This is a genomic window from Marinobacter sp. (assembly GCF_048266785.1).
Classification (GTDB): Bacteria; Pseudomonadota; Gammaproteobacteria; order Pseudomonadales; family Oleiphilaceae; genus Marinobacter.
On the sequence record NZ_JBLWYX010000003.1, the window covers coordinates 85,625 to 107,920 of the forward strand.

Sequence of the window (22,296 nt, forward strand, 5' to 3'; positions counted from 1 at the left end):
TCCGGTTGACTGCTTCGAATTCCGTTTACGTGCAACCAGGCTGTCTCATTGTTTTATTAGAGATCCTTGGCTTTCCGTCCCACCCTCTCGAATGGTTTGGCATACGACCGGGACTGCCGATCTTGCATTTAGGCAATAAGCGATTATCGCGCCAACATTTTAACTAATTGAATTTAAACAATATTTTTGGTTTTCATTAGTTGAACTGTAAAGAAAGTCGACGCAAAAATAAAAAAGACCCAAGATTGTTACATCTCAGGTCTCTGCTTATTAAACGTTCTAGCGTTAACGTCGATTTTCTTTACAGTGCTTTATTTACCGTCTCAAGATGCCCCGCTATGTCCTCATTGCCCGGCGCAAGGGTAAGAGCTTTTTCTATGGCAGTTTTGGCTTCTGCGTGCTTCCCGTTCAGGTGGAGCACCCAGCCATAAGTATCCAGGACCGCAGGGCTGTTGGGCGCGAGCTCACTTGCCTGCTGGGCGAGTTTCAGTGCGCGGTCGGAGCTTTGCTCGCGCAACACCCAGGCCAGATTGTTCAGCGCGGCAACGTTATTCGGCTGCTGTGCAAGAACTTGTTCGTAGTGGTTTGCTGCTGCCGTTTCCTGGTTGTCGGTCATCAGCCAATCGGCTCTCGCCAAATGTGCTACAAGGTTTTGCGGGGCTTCGTTAAGCCAGCTTTCTGTCAGGCCGTCTAGTGAGCCGGGAGCTTCTTTTTTTGCCAACCCAAGGAGGGTGGGCATCAGTTGTATATCTTTGGTGGCTTGCCATCTTTCCGAAAGGTATTCGTAGACAGCTTCTGAGCCCTGCTGTTGCTGGATTAACTTAGCACGGGCAAGTCTGGTCGCTGTCACTTCTCCGTAGGTTTTCTCCACTGCGTCCAGCGCTGAGAGGGCGTCTTCAATCTTGCCTTCCACTTGGGCAATTCCCACTGGCAACAGTGCGAGCCGGAGACTCTCGGGCGCAAGAGCAATGGCTTCGGCAGCTTTGGCCCGAGCTTCAGCCCATTCCTTGTTGTTCGCTGCGGCCTGAGCCTCAGCAACCAACAATTGGGTATAAACGCGTTTTATCGTTGCGGAGTCGGAATCTTTCAATGCTGACAGAATTGCTCTGGCTTCTGACAGTTCGCCCTGGTTTATATTAATTAGCGCGGTGAGTGTATCAGTATTCTGTTTCAGTTCAGGGTGGGCTTTCGCCACACCAGCCAGCCAGGTCTTGGCTTCAGCTACAGTATGATCCAGCGTATAAATTTGGCCGGCCTGCTGAAGTGGACGGATAATATCCGGAGTAAGGGTAGCCGCGTCTACCAGCAAGGTAACTGCGCTTTCACGTTTGTCAGATTGGGCATAAAGGCTCGCGAGTGCAACTTTTGGCGCCTGTAGTTCGGGGCTTTCCTTGACCAGTTTTTCAAGCCGCGTTGCGGCCTTATCCGGGCTCCCCAGCTTTGCATCTGCAAGGCTTGCCAGTAAAACGGCCCGGGGCTGGTCGCCGTAACCGTTAATCAGAGAGTCGCGGATCTCACCGGCTTCTTGCTTTTCACCTTGCAGGATTAGCAGGTTCAAGTAGGTGCTGGTGGTGACCCAGTCCCCAGGGTTGGCAGTGAAGGCCATCCGCAATTGGCCGAGTGCCTGCTCGGCCTGGTCGTTCTGCAGGTAGTGCCTTGCCAGCGCGAGCCTCAGGCGCACGCGCTCGGGTTCATTGCTGATGGCTTTGCTAAGGCTGGCAATGCCGTCGTTCTCGCGGCCAGGAAGGCTGAGTGCAAGAATGCCGTGCATGGCCAGGAGTTCGTTGTCGTTAGGGCGAGCTTTTATGGCTCTGTCCAGGGTTGCGATAGCGGCTTCGCGGTCTCCGGTATCAATTTGGGCCATGGTGGCAGCCCTGATGAACTGAGTAGGTGTCGTTTCCGGGTCCAGGTTTTCCGTGAGCAACTGAGCGCCTTCCTCCAACTCGCCGGTGCCTGCAGAAATTGCTCCGAGCAGCATGGCTACATCTTCGTTTTCAGGGTCCAACTTGAGGCTGTCACGCAGGATCGTTTTCGCCCCTTCAAAATTGCGTTCTTTAAGTGCTGCAATAACCGCTTCGCCTTGTTCCCGTGCGCCAGTGTTAACATTTTCTGCCAATATCCGGTTATAGATCTGGGCTTCGGTAATCTTGCCCTGTTCAGTTAGTACTCGGGAGAGAGTGGCAAGCACATTACGGCGTATGGGCAGGAAGAGATCGGATGTGGGGAGCATACCTACGGCATCCGTCAGGGTTCCAACGGACTGTTCCAGTTGATTCTGCCGATACTGAGCCACGCCTTTCCAGTAAAGAACTTCTGGCGACTGTTCATTTGCGGCAAGCCATCCATCTGCGGTTTCTAAAGCCCGTTCGTTGTTGCCCAGGTTAATCTGGGTTTGAATAAGACCGGTGACTGCCTCTGTGTTGGATGAGTTACTGGTAACGAGATTATTGTACAGTGCCAGCGCTTCGGCCAATTCTCCTGATTTGCGCAGGGCTTCAGCTCGGATAAGGGATGTTTCCAGTTGATCTGCCGCGGAGTTGGGTGTCTGCTGGGCGAGGGTTTCTGTTGCTGAAAGGTGTTTACCCTGTTCCACATAAGCGCGGGCGAGTATAAGAGCTACAGCTTCAGGTTGTTCGTTCATCCAGGGTGCCAGGAGTTCGGAGGCTTCTTTCGCGGCGCCTAGCTGCAGATACAGATCTGCCAAGCGCACAACGTGTTCCACGTTGTTTGGATCCTTCTGGATGGCATTTTTAACTTCAAGCAGGGCCGAGCGGAATTGCCCCTGATCCGCGTATGTTTCTGCCCGAGCAACGTGTGACAAAGCCTCTGACGAGTCTGTGTTGTTGCAGCCAGTGAGCAGAGAGAGTGCAAGTAGGAGGCTGCCCGCCAGCGACAGGCTTGAAAGTGATTTCAGTGTTGTTTGCTTTATGATCATGTACATCTGCTCCTTGATCCGTTCGCTGCTATCGGGTGCCTGGAAAGTAACTCAGACTTCCGGGGCTACTGCCGATGTGTCGATTTTGTATTTGTCGGTAAGGTTGTACAGGGTTGGGCGGGTTACGCCGAGAAGCCGGGAGGCTTGTGCCATGTTGAAGCCGCTCGTCTGCAGCGCTTGCATTATGGCCTTGCGTTCGGCCTGTTCGCGCACCTGGCGAAGGTTCAGGTGGCATGCGCCTGGCTCCTCGCTACCCCGTAATTCCAGGTCTTCACTGGTAATCCGCTTGCCATCGGCCATTATGATGGCTCGTTTCACCTTGTTGATCATTTCCCGCACGTTGCCGGGCCATGCGTAGCTACTGATTGCATTAATGGCGCCTTCGGAGAAGGTGAGATTTTGCCGGTCCATTGCCTTACCGAGGGATTTGAGCAGGGATTGGGCGATAACCAGCGCGTCGCCGTCTCGTTCTCTTACAGCCGGCACGTCGAGGGTTATTTCGCTGATCCGGTAGTAAAGATCCTCGCGGAACGCACCGTTTTCGATCAACTGCTGTACGTTGCGGTGTGTTGCGCATACTACGCGCACGTCCACGGTTATTGGCTTTACCGAGCCCACTCTGTCTACAACCCGCTCTTGCAGAAAGCGTAACAGTTTGGCCTGAAGCGGCATCGGCATATCGCCAATTTCATCAAGGAAGAGGGTGCCGCCGTTGGCACTTTCAATCTTGCCTTTCTTGGACTGAGTGGCACCGGTGAAGGAGCCTTTTTCAAAGCCGAACAGTTCGCTTTCCAGTAGATTTTCAGGGATGGCTGCGCAGTTGATGGCTGCAAATACGTTTCCGGCACGAGGGCTCAGGTCGTGGAGTGCGCGGGCGAGAAGTTCTTTGCCTGTGCCGGTTTCACCGGTGATAAGTGTTGTTACATCGGTGGGCGCGACTTTTTCCAGCGTGCGGCATACAGTCATCATTTGCGGGCTTGCTGCGATAATTCCTTTGATGTTTGTACCATTGCCCGGATGCGCCAGAGCCTGGTTTTCCCGCTCCAGCTCCGCAAGCCGGAAGCCTCTGTTAACCACAAAATTCAGGATATCGGCATCCAGAGGCTTCTGGTAAAAATCGGACGCACCTATTCCGATCGCTTTAACAGCGTTTTCCTTGTCCTCGCGACCGGTCACCACAATCACCTTGGTCATGGGTGCAAGTCGAAGAATCTCTTCCAACAACGCGAAGCCTTCTGTCGCGCCGCCCGGGTCTGGCGGGAGGCCCAGATCCAGTGTTACGACATCAGGCTCTTCGCGCCTGATTGCCGTCAGAGCAGCTTCTCTGTCTGAGGCGACAGTCACTTCCAGATCTTCGCTGAGACACCAGCGCATCTGGCTTTGCAGCCCCGGATCATCCTCTACAATGAGCAGTCGTCTAGTCACAACAGCAACAATTCCTTTGTTTGAGTGTTCCACTACTTCTGATTCTTAACTGAACATTGACACTTTGCAATGGTCGATTGAGTTATTGCGAGTTTTTGCCATTTAATTGACGAACTCTTGAGGGTTGGGATTGTCGGAAATTGATCGATTCTCTTCAATTTCACCTCCCCCGCCACTTTCTCCATCCGCATCATTTGTATGGCTGTGTATCGGCTCATCCATCAGCGGAATTCGAATGGAGAAGCAGGAGCCAATGCCGGGTTCACTTGTGGCATCAATGGTGCCGCCGAGTCGCTGAATGTACTCCCGTGCCTGGTAGGCGCCAATGCCCATACCGGTGAGGCCCTTGGTGCTTTCGAACGGTTTGAACAGTCGGCTGCCGATAAAGTCCTCTGTCATGCCGCAACCGGTGTCCTGAATAAAGAGTACGACGTTCCCTTTGGCAATTTTAAGAGACAGTGTGACTTCTCCATCAGGTGGGGTTGCATCCTGCGCGTTCTGGATAAGGTGCCCAAGAACGCTCCGCAATTGTTCCGAATCCGCTTTAATCATGATCCTTTGCGGATTTCCCTCCAGTTTGGGTAAGGGAAGCTGTCGGTTGTAGTGCTCCAACAGGCTGGATACCAGACTGGTGAGGTCGAGTGATTTGGAGTCGTTATCTGCTTCTTCACCCGGTTTTCGGATGTGCTCAACAAGATTGGTCATCTTGCTGACCGCATGGTCGGTGGTTTTGATCATGTCCTCAATAAAGGCGGGGTTGTTCCGGTGTTTCTGGGCGTTGTTCACCAGCAGTGACAGCTGGGCAATCACGGTTTTCAGGTCGTGCACCATGAAGGCGGATGCTTTGCTTACGGCTTCGAACTGCATCGCCCGTGATAAACGGTTCTGTGAATCCGCCTGCGCCAGCAAATTACAGGTCTGGCGGGCAACTACTTTGATCAGATCGAAGTTTTCCCAGTTCAGGTCCACTCGCGCATAGGGGTGGCCGATCATCGCAATTCCGTATAACTCGTTACCCAGATACAACGGGATAACCAGCCAGGCATCCGGGGTTCTGGAGATGGCGTCGGGGATTTCCAGCAGGTTGTAGCGCACCGGGTCCGCCTTGTATTCATCGAGATTAATAATCCATTCTTTATCGACGAAAAAACGCACCAGATCAGAATCTTCATCAATGATGGTGTATCTGGGGGTGGCGAGATTGGCGGATTCTTTGAGGGCATAAGAGCCCTGTTCGCTCTTCAGCCAGATCGCGCCAGCGTTGCTTTCTACCAGGCCTGCAAGAATCCGGATTGCGCGCAGGGGAAGGGGAGGCTCATCGCTGAGGTCCGACAGCACTTTGGTCATGTTCAGCCATTCTTCCCGGTAATCGTACTTGTAGTCAAAAAAGTTCTGGCTGATCAGCACCATCAATTTTGCTCTCAGGCGCCTCGAAAGCACCAGCATGACGAGAAAAACCACAGCGACAACGGATAAAAGTACCTGCAAGGCTTCGCCCCAGTTACCGCCTAGCGTACGGACGTAGTAACCGCTTATCGAAAGCAAAAGCAGGTAAACGCCGGCCAGAATCAGTGTGCCAGCGTGAAACACAGCAGAACGGGAGAGCTGAAAGTCGATGGGTTGCTTGCGGGTGTTGACGACGTTTATGGCAAACAGCGGCACCAATGCAGCGTTTACGAAGCCCCGGGCGTTCCAGAAGGAATCGGCGATCGAACCGAACAGCAGCGCGTCGGCGTACATGAAAAAATCAAACGCAAAAATAGTGGCTGTGCCGATGCACAGATACTTCATGCTGGAGCGGCCGAATGCTGGAGCGTTGCGCCAGATCTGCTCAACCAGAGACAGGCCAAGAATCGACAGTGCAATTTGCCCGATGAGCTTGGTCTTGCCGTCTACCAATGCCAGGCTAAAGATGAATTCGAGGCTGCCGAGGGCAAGCAAGGTGGCGAGCAGGACGACCGTTGCGATTCCGAGGAACTTTTTGATTTGCCCGCTCAGGCGACCTTGCCGGAAGATGTCTCGCAGCATGGCGAACAGAAGAAGAATCCAGGCGGTATCGCGGAGCAGTTCCAGCAGGTAACGAATAAAAAAGCTGGGTTGCCCCCAGATGCTTTGAGTAACGAGGGCAGAAGCCCAGAGTATTGTAACGATGATTGCCAGAAACAACGCCCGGTCTATGTCACGCCTTAAATAGCGCGTGCCCACGAGCAACGCGAGTATTGTAAAAACTGCGGCTGCTGCGCCGTGACTTATCACGCTCAGATCTGGAAGCATGTAATCTGCCTGGTTCTTGGATAGCTGTAGTTTGCGATGGGCGGCGGTTCTGTGCAACTCCGGATAGAACCGAAGCTGCGGTCGCGGTTACAACGGCCTTTTGTTGTCCCGGTAAAACCGGAAGATTTCCTTCAGTGGCCGCTTGGGCTGGAATCCGAACTCTTTCGCAAACGCCTGGCCATCGATCACCACCGGGTATTTGAAAAACTCCATGAGATAGGCGGGAAAGCTTTGCAGGCGCAGTGTTCGCAGAATCAGCCGTGGCAAGACGGGCGGAATAGATGGCACCGGAATTCGCGTGCAGCCGGACAGCTCCAACGCTCGTTGGTAGGCTACCCAGTCATCCGATGCCACGTTGAATATTCCCCTTACTGGCTTGTTGTAAGCCAGCACTATGGCATCGGCCATGTCGTCGATATGCATAAACTGCATCATGGGGGAGAAGCCTGCGAGAACCGGTGCCCAGTGGCTGGCCAGTAATCGACTCATGGTGTTCTGGACGCTCGGGCCCACGATGTTGCAGGGGCGTAAAATGGTAATGTTCAGTTCCGGGAAGCGCCAAAGATAGAGGTTTGCCAGGTTCTCCAGTTCGAGTGAATCGATCAGATCTGCGCTCAGGCCAGCGCTTTTCATGGGCGCCGACTCGTCTATGAGGGCGGGGTTGTAGGCCATGGCTCCGTATACGTGGAAAGTGGATAGCACCACGATGCGCTTGATGCCGTATTTGTGGCTCAGGTCCAGCAGCTTTTGTGTGCCCAGAACGTTGGCGTTATAGCGCCGCAGCCGGGTGAGCTGGCTGGAGCGGATACGTCCTAGATGAATAACGCCGTCAAACTGGTACCGCCGAAACAGATCCTCAAAGCTGCGATGATTGAAATCGATACAGTAGCTGGGAATGTCATCACCGAGCGGAACCTGTATACGGGCATCCACGGCCACGAGATCGCAGGTTGCCTTCAGCCGTTCGATTACCCGTTGCGCAGTTGCACCGGCGGCGCCCGTGATCAGGATTTGAGGCTTGCGGTGCATGTTTTTCGGAACATTCATCGGAACAGCCCTTTTCTTTCAGCCAGCCCTTTGCTGATCAGCCGGTTTATTTCAGCCTTTACCTGTTCAACGCGTTCATTGACCTGTTCTTCGGAAATGTCCCCTCCCTCAAAGTACATGGGAGGGCCAAAATTCAGGTGAACCTTGGCGGGCAATATGACGGGCATCGCCACCGGGGCATAGGGTACGCCCAAGGCTTTGGCCAGAGGTTTGATGTTGGCGATGGCCGGAATGGTTTCTTCACAGCCCACGATGCCGACCGGCACGATTGCAGCGTTGTATTTCATGGCAAGGTGCATGAAGCCGTTGCCAAAGCGCTGAAGCTTGTAGCGATCGCGGTAGAGTTTGCCGGAGCCGCGCACGCCTTCGGGAAACACAATGATGGCTTCATTGTTGGCGAGCATTCTGGCGCAATTTACCGGATCGCCCAATGCGGCTCCCACCTCATTCAACAGGTTGCCGAGCCAGGGTACGGTTGGGAAAAAGCGTTCAATCATCGCCCGGGGAATGCGCGGATTTTTTTCTCGGGACGCCAGTGCATAGCCCACCAAAATGCCGTCAATCGGGAGTTGCCCGCTGTGATTTCCCACAATCAATACCGGCCCGTCGGCGGGCATGTGGTCAACGCCGTGGGCTTCCGTGCGGAAGTACTTCTCGTAGATCGGTTTCGTCAGAGAAAAACCGTACTTGAAGGTCTCGTTATTGAAACCCCAGGGGTCGTATCCCAGTGACCCTATGGGTTTGCGGATGCGGTTGATTTGTTCGTCCAGCTTCGCTGGAATCAACCGGGATTTCAAAAACGATGCCAGGCTCATGCATACTTCCTTATTAGCATTGTTCAGCCACGTCCGATCGACACTCCGAGGGTGTGGTTTTGGCCTTCATTAAGCACGCGATAATCGCTTGCCGCATTGGCAGTTTCGACACAGAGCATTGTCTTCCAGGCAGCTCCCGGAAAGTCGCTTAGCGCAACCGCTTTATCAGGGCCGGGATTCCATATAACAGTAGAATCACTCCCGACCGCGGTCAGCTTTCGGCTGGCACCGGGCGTTGCGATGGTGAGTGGCTCGCCGCTTTCGTATATTCGGTCTGTTTCGCCATCGAAATACACAGGGCCATCCTGGGTGCAGTATTCCCAGTTTTTGAGCGTATCAATGTAATTGCTGAAGCCCAGCCCCAATACCCTCGACCGCGTTATGTCGGTTGTTGGCAGGTAAGTGTGCAGCGCCTGGCTGAACGCCAAGGGATCACTGCTGAGGTTTGTGGTTGTGAGGGCAAGCTGGCAGCCGCGTACCGAGAAGCTGAACGTAAGGAGGGCCAGGGCATGGCCATTCCATACGTCGGCAAAGTCGTCGTTGGCATCAAGAGACAGGCTTATTTCGACCTCATGGGCGTTTTCTCGCACATCTTCCAGCTTCCAGAGTGCCGTGCGGGCAAACCCGTGTGGGCTCGGCGTTTTTACCCGTTTGCGCACTTCCGGCGCGTTGCGGGCAGGATCGCCGAACCAGGGCCAGCATATGGGAATCCCCCCCCGAATGGCTCGTCCGGGCTCAAAGCGTGCAGTGGGGCTGAGCCATAGCCAGTCGGGTTCGTTCTTCGGGATAAATCGGGTGAGATGCGCGCCTTGCAGAAACACTGTTGCCTCGAAGAGGGGGTGATGAACCTCCAGTGCTTCCAGTTGTCCGATTGTATTCCAGCGGGTAAAAGACCATTGTCCCGGTGTCAGGGATAAAGGTGGCTTGTTGCTGCTCTCGGACATAGGGCTCGGTTCCGGACTTAAGTGCATCTGCTTACTCAAAGAGTAAATCAAATCTGTGTCGCGGGCGACAACTGGCCATAAAATAGCCTCGAACGTACTGAAAATACCGTCAGATCATAAGGAATGTCATTGGATAAAGCGAAGTGGTTGGATGAGCTTGCTCAGGGCCTTTGTGAAAGCGGCTGGATAAGTTTTGACATTACGCCCTGGCTGGGCCCGGAGCTGTTGCAAGCGTTGCAGCAGGAAATCATCGTGCTTGACCAGCGCGATGCCCTGAAGATTGCCGGGATCGGGCGGGGTAGCGCACCGGTTCAGGATCGATCCGTGCGTCGCGACAAGATTGCCTGGCTGCAGGGGTCAACTCCCTCTCAGGTGGCTTTGTTTGATTTTCTTGATGATCTGCGAACGGGATTGAATCAGCGGCTGTTTCTGGGCCTGAAACGTTTCGAAGCGCATTACGCAACCTACCATCGCGGTGATTTCTACAAGCCTCACGTGGACAGCTTTCAAGGCAGGGCGTCGCGTATTGTCAGCCTTGTTCTGTATCTGAATGATGCTTGGAAGCCCACAGATGGAGGCGCACTTCAGATCTATAACCGGGAAAACCAAAATGACGCCTGCGGGCTGGTGTTGCCCGAAGCGGGCAGGGTGGCGCTGTTTATGAGTGAAGAAATCCGCCATGAAGTTCTTGAGGCCCACCGCACGCGTTACAGCCTGGCATGCTGGTTCCGGCAGGATGTGATTCCATTGCCGTTATCCGTGCTTATATAACGCCAATTCTGTGGGCAGTTGGATTTGCCGTTGTAGTCCGCAAACCCTTTTGTTAATATTCGCGCCGCTTTCAGGGAGTTTGTCCTGAAACGCCGTTATGGTGGCTCCGCTGGTGCCTCCGCAACATGAAACCGTGAACCCGGTCAGGCCCGGAAGGGAGCAGCCGCAGCGGTGGAATTGTGTGCCGGAGTGTCGCTGGTGGGGCCACCCCCAGATTTTCCCCTTATCCCACACTTTATAACGCTCCTTGCCTTATCTCAGAGCCCTCTGATCTTCGCTTCTTATAACTTCTTATAAATTCGTGTCCGTGCTAAAGTTGCAGGCGTTTTTCTCAGCATTTGGCGGATCATGAGCTACCAGGTACTTGCCCGTAAATGGCGCCCCCGCACGTTTGAAGACATGGTGGGGCAGGAACACGTTCTTCAGGCGTTAATTCACGCTCTGGAAAACCAGCGCCTGCACCATGCTTATCTGTTTACCGGCACCCGGGGCGTGGGTAAAACCACCATCGGGCGTTTGTTGGCGCGCTGCCTTAACTGTGAAACCGGTATTACGCCGCGACCCTGCGGCACCTGTTCCAGTTGCCGGGAGATTCAGGAGGGCCGGTTTGTTGATCTGATCGAGATTGATGCCGCATCCCGCACCGGTGTGGATGACATGCGGGAACTCACAGACAACGTTCAGTACGCGCCCAGCCGTGGCCGCTACAAGGTGTACCTCATCGACGAGGTGCACATGCTCACCAATCAGTCGTTTAATGCGTTTCTCAAAACCCTGGAGGAACCGCCGGAGCATGTGAAGTTCCTGCTCGCGACGACCGATCCCCAGAAGCTGCCCGTAACTGTTCTCTCGCGTTGCCTGCAATTCAATCTCAAACGCATGACGCCGGAGCATATTGCCGGTCACCTGACAAAGGTGCTGACGGCGGAACAGATTCCCTTTGAAGAGCCGGCGCTCTGGCTGCTGGCCCGCGCTGCCGATGGCAGTATGCGCGATGCTCTGAGCCTGACCGACCAGGCTATTGCTTTCGGCAATCAGAACCTTGCCGCCAGCGACGTCAGCAGCATGCTGGGCACGATTGACCAGCGGGATATCGAGCGAATCGTGAACGCGCTGGTCGGCCGTGATGGGCCGGGTTTGTTGGCGGAAATCAGCCGGGTATCGGATTTTGCGCCGGACTACAGCGTGATACTGGCGGACCTCTTATCCCTGTTCCACCGAGTGACCATGGAACAAGTGATTCCGGGCAGTGCTGACAACACGCTCGGCGATGCCGCGCAAGTGCAATCGCTGGCCCGCAAACTCAGCGCAGAAGATGCTCAACTCTTCTACCAGGCCGCGCTTTTGGGCCGTAAAGACTTGGCGATTACTCCCGATGCCCGCATGGGCTTCGAGATGACACTGCTCCGCATGCTGGCGTTTCGTCCCGGCTCTGACCGGCGAGCGCCCCCTGCGGTGAGTAACACGACTTCCGGCGTTGAGGGTGAGTCTCGCGACGAACCTGAGCCAGCATCAGCTCCGGCCGCACCAGAGCCAAAAATACCGGAACCTGCAGGCCAGCAACCTGAGCCGTCTCAAGCTCCCGAGCCTGCAAGGGCTGAACCTGATTCAGCACCTGTTCAGAAAGGTGAACCGCAAGATTACGGCAATGCACCTGCGGACGATGCCTGGCTCGCGAGCCTGGATGCACAGGCCGAATCGGCCCCTGATGATCCAGAACCGGAGCTTACTGCGAATACGGACCCGGAACCGGTTTTTGAGGCTCCCTTTGAAGGAGATGAGGTCGCTGATGGAGAATTCGTTTGGGAACGTGATTTCCGTAGCCTCGGCATTGTGGGTATGCCGGGCAATCTGGCCAGCCACGGGGCCATGTCCCGCGACGGCGACACCATCACGCTATTGATCGATGCAGGTCACGCGCGGCTGCTGAATGCCCGGCATGAAGAAAAAATTCTGGCCGCCTTGAGAAATCACTTCGGCGACGCCATTCAGTTAAAGATAGAGCAGGGCGATTCAGGGCCCAATACGCCAGCGGCTTTTGAGGAGCGGCTGCGTGTGGCGCGTCAAAGTGCGGCAGAAGAGTCTATCCGCAATGATCCCTTGGTAAAGTCCATTGTTGAACGGTTTGAGGCGCGGGTGGTCGAAGAGAGCATCCGACCGACAGAGAATAAGCAGGAGATGAAAACATGATGAACGATATGGGCGGCCTGATGAAAAAGGCCCAGAAAATGCAGGAAGAAATGCAGAAGGCCCAGGAAGAAGCGGCAAAAGCTGAAATTACCGGCGAAGCTGGCGCGGGCCTGGTGAAAGTCACAATGAACGGTCGCCACGATGTGCGCAAAGTGGAAATTGACCCATCCCTGATGTCTGAGGAGAAGGATGTCCTGGAAGATCTGCTGGCAGCGGCTGTTAACGATGCAGTGCGTCGTGTTGAAGCGAATCAGAAAGATAAAATGTCGGGCATGATGTCCGGTATGGGGTTGCCGCCTGGTTTCAAGATGCCGTTTTAAGGCGTGTTTCTGATTAGCAGTCTGAGGATGATTCATGGCGTTCAGCCCACTGGTCGATGAACTTGTCGAATCTCTCCGGTGTTTGCCGGGGGTAGGTCAGAAAACCGCGCAGCGCATGGCCTTTCATCTGCTTGAGCGGGCGCGCTCCGGTGGTACCCGGCTTTCTGATGCGTTGAGTAAAGCCATGGAGGGTGTCCGCCGCTGCGAAAGCTGCCAGAACTTTTCCGATACCGAAGTGTGTGGGATTTGTGAGAATTCGGCTCGACGTACCGGCATACTCTGCGTGGTGGAAAGCCCGTCAGACCTCCTCGCAATTGAACAGGCGGGAGACTATAAGGGCAGCTATTTTGTGCTGATGGGGCACCTGTCACCCATTGATGGCGTGGGGCCAGAGGAAATCGGCATCGAACGGCTACTGCGCCGCGTGCGCTCTGATGGTGTAACCGAGCTCATTCTTGCGACCAACCCGACCGTAGAGGGTGAGGCAACCGCGCACTACATTTCCGACCGGCTTGACGGGTCAGAGATTCTCATCACCCGGCTTGCTCACGGTATACCCGTAGGTGGCGAACTGGGCTACGTCGATGGTTTTACGCTCACCCATGCGTTTCGCGGCAGAAAACCTCTGCTGGACTGATCCCGCGCCAAAGTCTTCACGGCGCTTTTAACTGGCTTTTTCTATGACCTTTTCTTTACCGGCTATTGATGTTCCCCCGGCACCTGAAACCATTGACTGGATTCCATTACCGGAGGAACTGGATACGTGGCTGGACAGCGCGCCGGGACGCCCCCTGGTTCTGGACACAGAATTTGAACGCGTAAACACCTTTTACCCCATTCCCGGCTTGGTTCAGCTCGGTCTTGGCAACCAGTTTTGCCTTGTTGATCCGGACGTTGCAGAGCAGTCTTCGCGCTTTCGGGAAGTCATCGCTGACCCTGGGGTTACCAAGCTACTCTATGCCATGAGTGAGGATCTTGAGCTTTTTCGCGACTGGCTCAATATAAAACCGAAAGGCGTTGTGGACTTGCAGATTGGCGCGGCTATGGCCGGCGCCGGCTTTTCTCTTGGGTATGCGCGGCTTGTTGAGCAGCTCTTTGGCGAGACACTGGATAAATCAGTGACGCGGTCTGACTGGATTTCCCGGCCCCTGAGTGAGGCTCAGCAGCGTTATGCTATAGAAGACATACGTTTTCTTGCGCCCATGCACCAGTGGGTGAGCGCGCACCTTCGTGAGCGCGGGCTTGAGGCGGCGTTGGTGGAGGAGTCCACGCGCTTTGCGGACGAACTGGCAGGGCAAGATGATCTCGACAAGCATTACCTTCGCCTGCGCGGCGGCTGGATGCTAACGGCCCAGCAGCAGGTTGTGCTTCAGAAGCTGGTAGTTTGGCGGGAGCTGGAAAGCAGAGAGCGCGATCGTCCGCGGGGGCGGGTGTTAGCGGACCCACTTTTGATTGCCATTGCCGACCAGTTGCCCAAGTCTTTGAACGATTTTTCCAATATTCAGGGTGTTCCAGGGGGGGTGGTTCGACGATATGGCGAGGCGTTGCTCAAGCTTGTTGCTGAGGGGCGTAACGCTGACATTTCCGGTATCGAGCTCATTGCGCCACCGCTGACCCGGGATCAACAAGCTTACTTTAAAGACTTGAAGCGCTTTTTCAAGGATGCAGCAGACGTATCTGACATTCCTATTGAATTGCTCGCGCCAAGAAAGCGCCTTGAAAAAGTTGTTCAGGGTGGGACCTTGGCTACGAGCCCGTTTTTCCATGGCTGGCGCGCTCAGATTCTGGAACCGGTAATGAAAGATATTGAGGATTTTCTGACATCATGAAAGATCGGCAGTTCGTGTCTGTTTTTCGAAGCAGCAAAAAAAGCGACACCTACCTTTACGTTCGTCGCGGACAGAAGTGGGATGAGTTGCCCGAAAGCCTGAGAGCTATTTTTGGCACGCCTGTACACTCGATGGATCTGATTATGACGCCGGAACGCAAACTCGCCAGAGCAACCGGTGAACAGGTGCTGAGCGCTATCGCTGAAAAAGACTTTTTCTTACAGATGCCGGAAGAGCGCGATGCTTACGTTGTTGATTTTCGCACGAAACCGGGGCTAAGAGATTCATGATTGCGCAAATCCCGTTCTGGCAGCGCAAGCGGCTGAACGAGATGACGCCAGAGGAATGGGAATCCCTGTGCGACGGATGCGGAAAATGCTGCCTTAACAAGCTTGAAGACGCAGACACCGGCGAGGTGTATCACACCGATCTGGTGTGTCGCTATATGGATGACGACACCTGCCAGTGCACGGTTTATCCGGACCGTCTCAGCAAAGTCCCGGGCTGCACGGTGCTGACACCGGGTACGGTGAACGATTACTATTGGTTGCCCTATACCTGTGCCTATCGCACGCTTGCAGAGGGCAGGCCTCTGGCCGATTGGCATCCGCTGCGCAGCGGGAGCCCGGATTCGGTGCACGAGGCCGGTGTTTCCATACGCCACAAGGTGATTCATGAGAATCAGGTGGCCGAGGAAGACTGGGAAGAACACATTATTCACTGGGTTCTGTAATGATCGATACTGACGCACAAATTGCTTACGGCATTTTCTGGGCCGCTTACGTCATCGCTTTCGTCGTGTTTTATTACATGATGAAAAAACTGTTCCGGTTTTTGCCGCTATACGGCTTGCGCACCCTGTTGCTTGCGGCACTGGTGGCTTTTCTGCTGACACCGGTAGAGTCTCCTGAGCTTGCGGGCTGGTGGATGCCTGCGTGGCTTTTCGGAGGTTACGAACTGATTCTCGGTGATGCCGCCAACGCAGGCCGGGCATGGCTCAACCTTGGCATTGGGGGGCTTGTGATGCTCCTTGTCTGGATTCTGGAACTGGTCCGTTTTCGATTATCCCGCCGGTGAGCTAACCCATACACTTTTTGAGAGCGACAATGCCGAGATTCTTTGCGCTGGTTTTTTTGACTGCTTTATGGCTGCCCGCAACGTTGTGGGCCCAGGAAACCACAAAGCTGACACTACCGGAAAGCCCGGATGTCCGGATCATTGTTGACATATCAGGGTCCATGAAGGAAACCGACCCGAATAACCTGCGGCAACCAGCCGTAAGGTTGTTGGCCCGGGTATTACCCGAAGGCAGCACGGCGGGTGTCTGGACCTTCGGCCAGTACGTAAATATGCTCGTGCCCCATGGCGAGGTTGCCGACCCCTGGCGCGAAACGGCGATTGACCGCTCCCGGCAAATCAACTCTGTGGCATTGCGTACCAATCTAGGCAAGGCCATTGAAGTCGCCAGTGACGACTTCGTGACCGGCGGTACTCTTGAGAATACCCACTTCATCCTGCTGACAGACGGCAAGGTGGACATCTCAGACAGCGCAGACGTGAACCAGGCTGAAGAGAAACGGATCCTGGGCAAATTGCTGGAAGGCCTGGTGGCTAAAGGTGCCAGCTTCCACCCGGTTGCGTTGTCACACCAAGCAGACGCCGGTTTTCTGAAGACTCTTGCGGAGAAATCAAACGGCAGCTTCAGAATCGCCGATACGGCGGAATCCCTCAATCTGGCCTTTTTGGACGCCCTGAATACTGCAGCACCGCAAGAGCAGATTCCGATTGAAGGCAATGCGTTCACTGTGGATGGCGGCGTGAAAGAATTCACTGTACTGATCTTCCGTGAACAGGCGAACAAGGATGAAGCAGAGCAGCCCGTCAGCCTGGAGCTGATCCGGCCTGATGGTGAAACAATTCTGTATTCCGCACAGCCTGAGAACGTTCGCTGGGTGCGGGAAGCGGCCTACGATCTGGTTACGATTTCTGAGCCTGCAGCGGGCGAATGGCGCGTAACGGGTGAGCTGGGCGAGGGCAGTCGCGTTACGGTTGTCAGTGATTTGAGAATGGTGGTCGGCCCGGTTCCAGCGACGTTTACCCCGGAAACTCCGGTCGATGTACGCGTTGCTTTTTTCGACAAAACGAAAAAGATGGTCGACCCGGAATTTCTGAGCGTAATAAGCGTTACGCTCAGCATGACCTCTGCCGACGGTCGCAGCGGCAGCAGGTCGCTCTCAGCCGATCAGCCGCCGGTGGATGGCGAATACACGGATACCATCAGCAAGCTTCCGGCAGAAGGTTTGTTCAGAATGGATATCGTGGCGGACGGCAAAACCTTTGCCCGCAAATTTTCCGCAACGACCCAGTTTGTGGTTCCTGTTGGTATGGTTGAACCAACCATCAAGTCACCCATTGATATCAGCCTTGCTGAGCGGACAGAGCAAACGCCCGTGCCTTCGGAACCTGATCCGGTGGCAGAACCTGAGTCTCAACCGGAGCCTGCTGAGCCGACAGAACCGGTGCCTGTATCGGAAGAAGAGCCTTTAGCTGTAGAAGAGCCCTCAGCGGAAGAAAAGCCCTCAGCGGAAGAAGAGCCGGAAGCAGTATCAGCGCTGCCCGTGCAACTGTGGATGATCGGAGCCGGCGCTCTGGTGGTTCTCGCACTGATCATTATTTTGGTGATGCGCAAGCGTCATGCCGCAGCGACGGGTGATGACAGGGCGAACGAAGATACTGAAAACCTGGAGGATCTGAAGCAGGAAATGGCTGATCTTGAGGTCGAGACTCCTGTCGTGATGGCAGAGCCCGAGCCAGAGCCAGAGCCCGAGCCAGAGCCAGAGCCAGAATCTGTGCTGCAGCCGGAGCCTGTATTGCAGCGCCACCCGGAAGAGGAACTGGCGGAAGAGGACATACCGGTTGCCAACGCCATTGTGGAGCCGGAAGAAGAAATTCCGGAACTGGTTGAGTCGATAGAAGAAAGCGATGAAGAAGAATTTGGCCTGGATGATTTTGATCTGTCAGAATTCGATGATTTACCCGACTACGATTTACCTGATGACCCGGACGATGAACGGAAAAAGTAACCAACAGGAACGATTCAGATGAAGTTTACCGGTACCGATAATTATGTAGCCACCGATGACCTGCAAATGGCCGTAAACGCGGCCATTACGCTGCAACGCCCACTGCTGATCAAAGGCGAGCCCGGCACCGGCAAAACCTTGCTGGCGGAGGAAATGGCGAGCGCGCTCGGTATGCGCCTGATTCCCTGGCACATCAAATCCACCACCAAGGCTCAGCAGGGCCTGTATGAGTACGATGCGGTTTCCCGTTTGCGGGATTCCCAGTTGGGTGATGAGAAAGTTAAGGACATCAGTAACTACATCGTAAAGGGCAAGCTGTGGGAAGCGTTTGAGGCCGACGACCAGGTTGTGCTGCTGATCGATGAAATTGACAAGGCCGACATCGAATTCCCGAACGATCTGCTGCTTGAACTGGATCGCATGGAGTTCTACGTATACGAAACCCGGGAGTTCGTAAAAGCCAAAAAACGCCCCATCATAGTGATCACAAGTAACAACGAAAAAGAATTGCCAGACGCTTTCCTGCGCCGCTGCTTCTTCCATTACATCAGCTTCCCGGATCACGCCACCATGCAAAGCATTGTCGATGTGCACTTCCCGGGTATTCAGCAGCAGGTGGTAAAGGACGCTCTGGAGGTATTTTTTGATGTGCGCAAGGTGCCGGGTCTCAAGAAAAAGCCCTCAACCTCCGAGTTGATTGACTGGCTTAAACTGCTGATGGCAGATGAACTGACAGCAAAAATGCTGCAGGACAAAGATAGCAGCTCGGCACTGCCGCCGTTGTACGGTGCTCTGGTGAAAAATGAGCAGGACGTGCACCTGTTGCAAAAGCTGGCGTTCATGGCACGTCGTCGCGGCTGAAATTCGGCAAGAGTGCGGTTTTATGTTGATTGATTTTTTTCTCGAAGTGCGGCGGGCCAAAGTGCCTGCCAGCCTGCGTGAATTCCTCGATCTGCTGGAAGCGCTGCAACAGCGGCTCGCCTTTGCAGATATGGAAGAGTTTTATTACCTGGCGCGGTTGTGCCTGGTAAAGGATGAGCGCCACTTCGACAAGTTTGATCTGGCCTTCAAGGCATATTTTGAAGGCATTGAGCACCTGGACCAGATGCTGGAAGCACTGATTCCCGATGAATGGCTGCGTTCAGAGTTTGAGAAAAACCTGAGTGAGGAAGAAAAAGCCAAGATTGATTCGCTGGGTGGCCTGGAAGAACTGATCGAAACCTTCAAGAAACGCATGGAGGAGCAGAAAGAGCGCCATGCTGGTGGTAACAAATGGATTGGCACAGGCGGCACGTCGCCCTTTGGTGCAGACGGCTACAATCCGGAAGGGTACCGAATTGGGCAGAAGAAAGGCCGCCACGGGCGCGCCATCAAGGTTTGGGAAAAACGCGAGTTCAAGGATCTGGACGACAGCGTGACCCTGGGTATCCGCAACATCAAGGTAGCGCTCCGCCGGTTGCGCAAGTTCGCGCGCCAGGGTGCGGCAGACAAGCTGGATCTGGACGACACTATCCGGTCCACCGCCCGCAACGCGGGTTATCTGGATCTAAAGATGGTGCCGGAGCGCCACAACGCGGTTAAAGTGCTGATCTTTTTCGATGTGGGCGGTTCCATGGACCCTCACGTGCGGGTTTGCGAGGAACTTTTTTCCGCCGCCCGTCTTGAGTTCAAGCACATGGAGTACTTCTACTTTCATAACTTCGTGTACGAGAGCTTGTGGAAGAACAACATACGGCGCATGAATGAAACCACAAGTACCTGGGACATTCTTCACAAGTACTCGCCAGACTACAAAGTGATTTTTGTAGGCGACGCCACCATGGCGCCCTATGAGATTTCTCACGCGGGCGGCTCCATTGAACACTGGAATGAAGAATCCGGTGCGGTCTGGTTTCAGCGCATCAGCGAGCATTTTCGCAAGGTGGTCTGGATCAATCCGCTACCTGAGAGCTACTGGGGAACGGGTGGCTCCCTGGGCATGACCAGGCAGCTTGTGAACAATCATATGTACCCGCTCACGGTGGAAGGCCTCGAATCGGCCATGAAGCAACTGAGCAAATAAAAAAGCCGATGCGGTTGAGACATCGGCAAAGCTCGACATATCAAGCGGGGTGTGTGGAACATATCCCCCGCCTTTTCATATCAGCAAATACAGGGCCAGAACAGAATAGTCCCTGAGATACAGCTGAGTAGGGGTTCTTTGCAACAGGTTTGTGCTTTCATTCTCGCGCTTTGCATTCACTTTCTGTCAAATAAATCGACGCTTTTCCCATTGATTTCCTGCCGGGCTACAACTGCCACCCCGATTGTCAGTCGTGTCCTTCGATCGTGATGTTCGGGAGTGGCGGCCTGTAAACGGAAATTTTTTCCGTGGGCGCAATCACCCTGGCCTCCCCCGTAACAACCTTCTGATTGTTCTGGTTAGTTACCTCGCAACGGAAAACAACCCTGTTTTTCGGGCCTTTGCGCGAGACTGTCAGCTTTACGGTTACTGTATCGTTGAGTTTGACGGGGCGCTTGAACGAAAGGCTTTGCTCCAGATACACAGTGCCGGGGCCGGGCATAACCGTGGCCAAAGCAGCAGAGATCAGTGCTCCGCTCCACATACCGTGGGCGACCCGCTCCCCGAATATTGAGCCGGCAGCATACTCTGGATCCAGGTGCACCGGGTTTGCGTCTCCCGAAACAGCGGCGAACAACACCAGCTCATCTTCTGACAGCGTTCGGACGAATGTCGCGGTGTCGCCCTCATTTAGCTCGTCATAAGTAATGTTTTCAAGGATATCAAGGGTGTCGCTCATCAAGTACTCCGTGCGCGAGGCTTAGTGGTTGAGGTGTTTCAAGTTGGGACCTGAAACTACCTCATCGTTACCAAAACTGCTATTCTCTCCCCACTTTTTCGAGGCTGATACTTATGTCGAGTTGATTTTTGAACTTCACGACATTCGTAAATACTATAAATAAAAGCGCCAGACAGGAGATGGTGATGGATTTTGAGAAGTTCTATCAAGACAAATACCCTGCCAGCGTTCCCCGTGCAGTTGATCTGAAAAAATATAGCAGCATGGTGGACGTGTTTAATCGGGCGGTGAAGACATACGCAGACCGTCCTGCATTCAGCGCTGTCGGTGTGACTCTCAGCTATCGCGACCTGGACACTCAAAGCCGGAACTTCGCAGCCTGGCTACAAAACAAGACCGACCTGAAACCCGGTGACCGTATTGCGGTGCAAATGCCTAACCTCACCCAGTATCCGGTTGTGGTTTTTGGCGCCATGCGTGCCGGCCTGATTGTGGTCAATACCAACCCGCTGTATACCACTCGCGAGATGGAACACCAGTTTAACGATTCGGGTGCCAAGGCACTGGTCGTTCTGGCAAACATGGCTGAAAGCGCTGAAAAGGTTCTGCCTCATACCAGCATTGAGCATGTCATTGTGACTGAAATTGCCGACATGCATTCTCCCATCAAGCGCACACTGATGAACGCTGTCGTCAAGCATGTGAAAAAGATGGTGCCGCCCTTCAGCATTCCGCATGCCCACAAGTTGCCGGCCGTGCTCAGCGCAGGTGCCCGCGAAAAGTTTACGCCGGTTGAATGTAAGCAAGACGACATCGCTGTACTGCAGTACACGGGTGGGACAACCGGTGTCGCCAAGGGCGCGATGCTCACCCACGGCAACCTGGTTGCGAACCTGCTGCAGGTTCGGCCAATGATGGAAGACACGATTATTGAAGGGCAGGAAGTGGTGATTGCACCTTTGCCGCTCTATCACATTTATTCCTTCACTCTGAACTGCGGCATCATGCTGGAAGCCGGCGGCCACAACGTATTGATCCCCAACCCAAGGGATATCCCGGGCTTTGTCAAGGAGCTGAAGAACCACAAGTTCACCGCGTTCCTGGGTCTCAACACGCTGTTTGTTGCCCTGTGCAACAACGAAGAGTTTCAGGATCTCGATTTCGGCCACCTCAAGCTGACATCTTCCGGTGGCATGGCATTGACCACGGATACGGCGAAGATGTGGGAGCGTGTGACCGGCTGTGCAATTTCTGAAGGCTATGGCATGACCGAAACCTCTCCGGTGGTTACCTTTAACCCCCGAAGTGCTATCCAGTTAGGCACCATCGGCTTGCCGGTTCCTTCCACACAGGTCAAAACCATTGATGACGATGGCAATGAGACCGCGTTGGGAGAGCCGGGCGAACTGTGTGTGAAAGGCCCTCAGGTTATGCGCGGTTACTGGCAGCGCCCGGAAGATACGCAGAAATCCTTCACTGAAGATGGCTACATCCAGACCGGTGATGTAGCGGTGATTCAGGAAGACGGTTACATCCGCATTGTTGATCGCAAGAAGGACATGATCATCGTATCCGGGTTTAACGTTTACCCGAACGAGATTGAGGATGTCGTGAGCAGCCACCCGAAGGTGGTTGAGTGCGCAGCAGTGGGTATCCCGGATGCCAAGAGTGGCGAAGCTGTAAAGGTTTACCTGGTCGCGACAACCGAAGGTGTCACCGAGAATGAACTGAAAGAGTTCTGTCGTGAGCGCCTGACAGCATACAAAGTGCCGCGCTTCTTTGAGTTCCGCGATGATCTGCCAAAGACTAACGTGGGTAAGATTCTGCGCCGTGAACTGCGTGACGAGCCGGGGAACAAGTAA

General features: G+C 54.3%; 19 protein-coding genes, 1 other RNA gene and 1 riboswitch. Of the genes, 13 read left to right on the forward strand and 7 right to left on the reverse strand.

What is annotated here, in order from left to right; all coding sequences use genetic code 11:
* Positions 1 to 27 precede the first annotated feature (27 nt).
* A riboswitch (cyclic di-GMP riboswitch) is annotated at positions 28 to 111 on the reverse strand.
* A 190-nt stretch (positions 112 to 301) separates the two neighbouring features.
* From ACN0V1_RS05895 to ACN0V1_RS05920, 6 genes are all read right to left on the reverse strand, one after another.
* Complete coding sequence (locus ACN0V1_RS05895) at positions 302 to 2,935, reverse strand: tetratricopeptide repeat protein (protein ID WP_417544124.1); 2,634 nt, start codon at positions 2,933 to 2,935, stop codon at positions 302 to 304.
* Between the two features lie 51 nt (positions 2,936 to 2,986).
* On the reverse strand, positions 2,987 to 4,360 hold the full coding sequence (gene prsR, locus ACN0V1_RS05900) for a PEP-CTERM-box response regulator transcription factor (RefSeq protein ID WP_417544125.1): 1,374 nt from the start codon (positions 4,358 to 4,360) through the stop codon (positions 2,987 to 2,989).
* Positions 4,361 to 4,462: 102 nt separating this feature from the next.
* Positions 4,463 to 6,634, reverse strand: a complete 2,172-nt coding sequence (gene prsK, locus ACN0V1_RS05905; RefSeq protein WP_417544126.1) for an XrtA/PEP-CTERM system histidine kinase PrsK — start codon at positions 6,632 to 6,634, stop codon at positions 4,463 to 4,465.
* An 87-nt stretch (positions 6,635 to 6,721) separates the two neighbouring features.
* On the reverse strand, positions 6,722 to 7,681 hold the full coding sequence (locus ACN0V1_RS05910; protein WP_417544127.1) for an SDR family oxidoreductase: 960 nt from the start codon (positions 7,679 to 7,681) through the stop codon (positions 6,722 to 6,724).
* Positions 7,678 to 8,496 (reverse strand): lysophospholipid acyltransferase family protein, encoded by an 819-nt coding sequence (locus ACN0V1_RS05915; protein ID WP_417544128.1) that lies wholly within the window; start codon positions 8,494 to 8,496, stop codon positions 7,678 to 7,680. The genes ACN0V1_RS05910 and ACN0V1_RS05915 overlap by 4 nt, the downstream gene beginning before the upstream one ends.
* 23 nt (positions 8,497 to 8,519) lie before the next feature.
* On the reverse strand, positions 8,520 to 9,440 hold the full coding sequence (locus tag ACN0V1_RS05920; protein WP_417544129.1) for a D-hexose-6-phosphate mutarotase: 921 nt from the start codon (positions 9,438 to 9,440) through the stop codon (positions 8,520 to 8,522).
* Between the two features lie 129 nt (positions 9,441 to 9,569).
* Here ACN0V1_RS05920 and ACN0V1_RS05925 point away from each other — a divergent pair, with 129 nt between their 5' ends.
* The 12 genes from ACN0V1_RS05925 (at position 9,570) to ACN0V1_RS05980 (ending at position 19,695) form a co-directional block, all read left to right on the forward strand.
* Complete coding sequence (locus ACN0V1_RS05925; protein ID WP_417544130.1) at positions 9,570 to 10,211, forward strand: 2OG-Fe(II) oxygenase; 642 nt, start codon at positions 9,570 to 9,572, stop codon at positions 10,209 to 10,211.
* Positions 10,212 to 10,318: 107 nt separating this feature from the next.
* Positions 10,319 to 10,415: signal recognition particle sRNA small type (gene ffs, locus ACN0V1_RS05930), an RNA gene on the forward strand.
* 144 nt (positions 10,416 to 10,559) lie between these two features.
* Positions 10,560 to 12,401 carry a DNA polymerase III subunit gamma/tau gene (gene dnaX / locus ACN0V1_RS05935; protein WP_417544131.1) on the forward strand — a complete coding sequence of 614 codons (1,842 nt, stop codon included), beginning with the start codon at positions 10,560 to 10,562 and terminating at the stop codon, positions 12,399 to 12,401.
* A complete protein-coding gene (locus tag ACN0V1_RS05940; RefSeq protein ID WP_417544132.1) occupies positions 12,398 to 12,721 on the forward strand; it encodes a YbaB/EbfC family nucleoid-associated protein in 324 nt (107 codons plus the stop codon). Before dnaX ends, ACN0V1_RS05940 begins: the two co-directional genes overlap by 4 nt.
* A 34-nt stretch (positions 12,722 to 12,755) precedes the next feature.
* Positions 12,756 to 13,358, forward strand: a complete 603-nt coding sequence (recR, locus tag ACN0V1_RS05945) for a recombination mediator RecR (RefSeq protein WP_417544133.1) — start codon at positions 12,756 to 12,758, stop codon at positions 13,356 to 13,358.
* Between the two features lie 43 nt (positions 13,359 to 13,401).
* Positions 13,402 to 14,550: a ribonuclease D gene (locus ACN0V1_RS05950; RefSeq protein WP_417544134.1), complete on the forward strand. Its 1,149-nt coding sequence runs from the start codon at positions 13,402 to 13,404 to the stop codon at positions 14,548 to 14,550.
* Entirely contained in the window at positions 14,547 to 14,840 is a 294-nt protein-coding gene (locus tag ACN0V1_RS05955) for a YcgL domain-containing protein (RefSeq protein WP_291949660.1), read from the forward strand. Before ACN0V1_RS05950 ends, ACN0V1_RS05955 begins: the two co-directional genes overlap by 4 nt.
* Entirely contained in the window at positions 14,837 to 15,283 is a 447-nt protein-coding gene (locus ACN0V1_RS05960) for a YcgN family cysteine cluster protein (protein ID WP_417544135.1), read from the forward strand. Before ACN0V1_RS05955 ends, ACN0V1_RS05960 begins: the two co-directional genes overlap by 4 nt.
* Positions 15,283 to 15,627 carry a hypothetical protein gene (locus ACN0V1_RS05965; RefSeq protein ID WP_417544136.1) on the forward strand — a complete coding sequence of 115 codons (345 nt, stop codon included), beginning with the start codon at positions 15,283 to 15,285 and terminating at the stop codon, positions 15,625 to 15,627. The genes ACN0V1_RS05960 and ACN0V1_RS05965 overlap by 1 nt, the downstream gene beginning before the upstream one ends.
* Positions 15,628 to 15,656: 29 nt before the next feature.
* Positions 15,657 to 17,633: a VWA domain-containing protein gene (locus ACN0V1_RS05970; protein ID WP_417544137.1), complete on the forward strand. Its 1,977-nt coding sequence runs from the start codon at positions 15,657 to 15,659 to the stop codon at positions 17,631 to 17,633.
* Between the two features lie 18 nt (positions 17,634 to 17,651).
* Positions 17,652 to 18,494: an AAA family ATPase gene (locus tag ACN0V1_RS05975; RefSeq protein ID WP_417544138.1), complete on the forward strand. Its 843-nt coding sequence runs from the start codon at positions 17,652 to 17,654 to the stop codon at positions 18,492 to 18,494.
* A 22-nt stretch (positions 18,495 to 18,516) separates the two neighbouring features.
* Positions 18,517 to 19,695, forward strand: coding sequence for a vWA domain-containing protein (locus ACN0V1_RS05980; protein ID WP_417544139.1), 1,179 nt, complete (start codon positions 18,517 to 18,519; stop codon positions 19,693 to 19,695).
* A gap of 247 nt (positions 19,696 to 19,942) precedes the next feature.
* Here ACN0V1_RS05980 and ACN0V1_RS05985 read toward each other — a convergent pair whose 3' ends face one another.
* Positions 19,943 to 20,434 carry a MaoC/PaaZ C-terminal domain-containing protein gene (locus tag ACN0V1_RS05985; RefSeq protein ID WP_417544140.1) on the reverse strand — a complete coding sequence of 164 codons (492 nt, stop codon included), beginning with the start codon at positions 20,432 to 20,434 and terminating at the stop codon, positions 19,943 to 19,945.
* 185 nt (positions 20,435 to 20,619) lie between these two features.
* Here ACN0V1_RS05985 and ACN0V1_RS05990 point away from each other — a divergent pair, with 185 nt between their 5' ends.
* A complete protein-coding gene (locus tag ACN0V1_RS05990) occupies positions 20,620 to 22,296 on the forward strand; it encodes an AMP-binding protein (protein WP_417544141.1) in 1,677 nt (558 codons plus the stop codon).

Bases quoted from the DNA above. Each gene is read 5' to 3' on its own strand.
- ACN0V1_RS05970 (WP_417544137.1), top strand. From the start codon at position 15,657: ATGCCGAGATTCTTTGCGCTGGTTTTTTTGACTGCTTTATGGCTGCCC.
- ACN0V1_RS05955 (WP_291949660.1), top strand. From the start codon at position 14,547: ATGAAAGATCGGCAGTTCGTGTCTGTTTTTCGAAGCAGCAAAAAAAGC.
- ACN0V1_RS05950 (WP_417544134.1), top strand. From the start codon at position 13,402: ATGACCTTTTCTTTACCGGCTATTGATGTTCCCCCGGCACCTGAAACC.
- ACN0V1_RS05990 (WP_417544141.1), top strand. From the start codon at position 20,620: ATGGATTTTGAGAAGTTCTATCAAGACAAATACCCTGCCAGCGTTCCC.
- ACN0V1_RS05965 (WP_417544136.1), top strand. From the start codon at position 15,283: ATGATCGATACTGACGCACAAATTGCTTACGGCATTTTCTGGGCCGCT.
- ACN0V1_RS05975 (WP_417544138.1), top strand. From the start codon at position 17,652: ATGAAGTTTACCGGTACCGATAATTATGTAGCCACCGATGACCTGCAA.
- ACN0V1_RS05920 (WP_417544129.1), bottom strand. From the start codon at position 9,440: ATGTCCGAGAGCAGCAACAAGCCACCTTTATCCCTGACACCGGGACAA.
- ACN0V1_RS05940 (WP_417544132.1), top strand. From the start codon at position 12,398: ATGATGAACGATATGGGCGGCCTGATGAAAAAGGCCCAGAAAATGCAG.
- ACN0V1_RS05910 (WP_417544127.1), bottom strand. From the start codon at position 7,681: ATGAATGTTCCGAAAAACATGCACCGCAAGCCTCAAATCCTGATCACG.
- dnaX (WP_417544131.1), top strand. From the start codon at position 10,560: ATGAGCTACCAGGTACTTGCCCGTAAATGGCGCCCCCGCACGTTTGAA.
- prsK (WP_417544126.1), bottom strand. From the start codon at position 6,634: ATGCTTCCAGATCTGAGCGTGATAAGTCACGGCGCAGCAGCCGCAGTT.
- ACN0V1_RS05915 (WP_417544128.1), bottom strand. From the start codon at position 8,496: ATGAGCCTGGCATCGTTTTTGAAATCCCGGTTGATTCCAGCGAAGCTG.
- recR (WP_417544133.1), top strand. From the start codon at position 12,756: ATGGCGTTCAGCCCACTGGTCGATGAACTTGTCGAATCTCTCCGGTGT.
- ACN0V1_RS05960 (WP_417544135.1), top strand. From the start codon at position 14,837: ATGATTGCGCAAATCCCGTTCTGGCAGCGCAAGCGGCTGAACGAGATG.
- ACN0V1_RS05985 (WP_417544140.1), bottom strand. From the start codon at position 20,434: ATGAGCGACACCCTTGATATCCTTGAAAACATTACTTATGACGAGCTA.
- ACN0V1_RS05895 (WP_417544124.1), bottom strand. From the start codon at position 2,935: ATGATCATAAAGCAAACAACACTGAAATCACTTTCAAGCCTGTCGCTG.
- ACN0V1_RS05980 (WP_417544139.1), top strand. From the start codon at position 18,517: ATGTTGATTGATTTTTTTCTCGAAGTGCGGCGGGCCAAAGTGCCTGCC.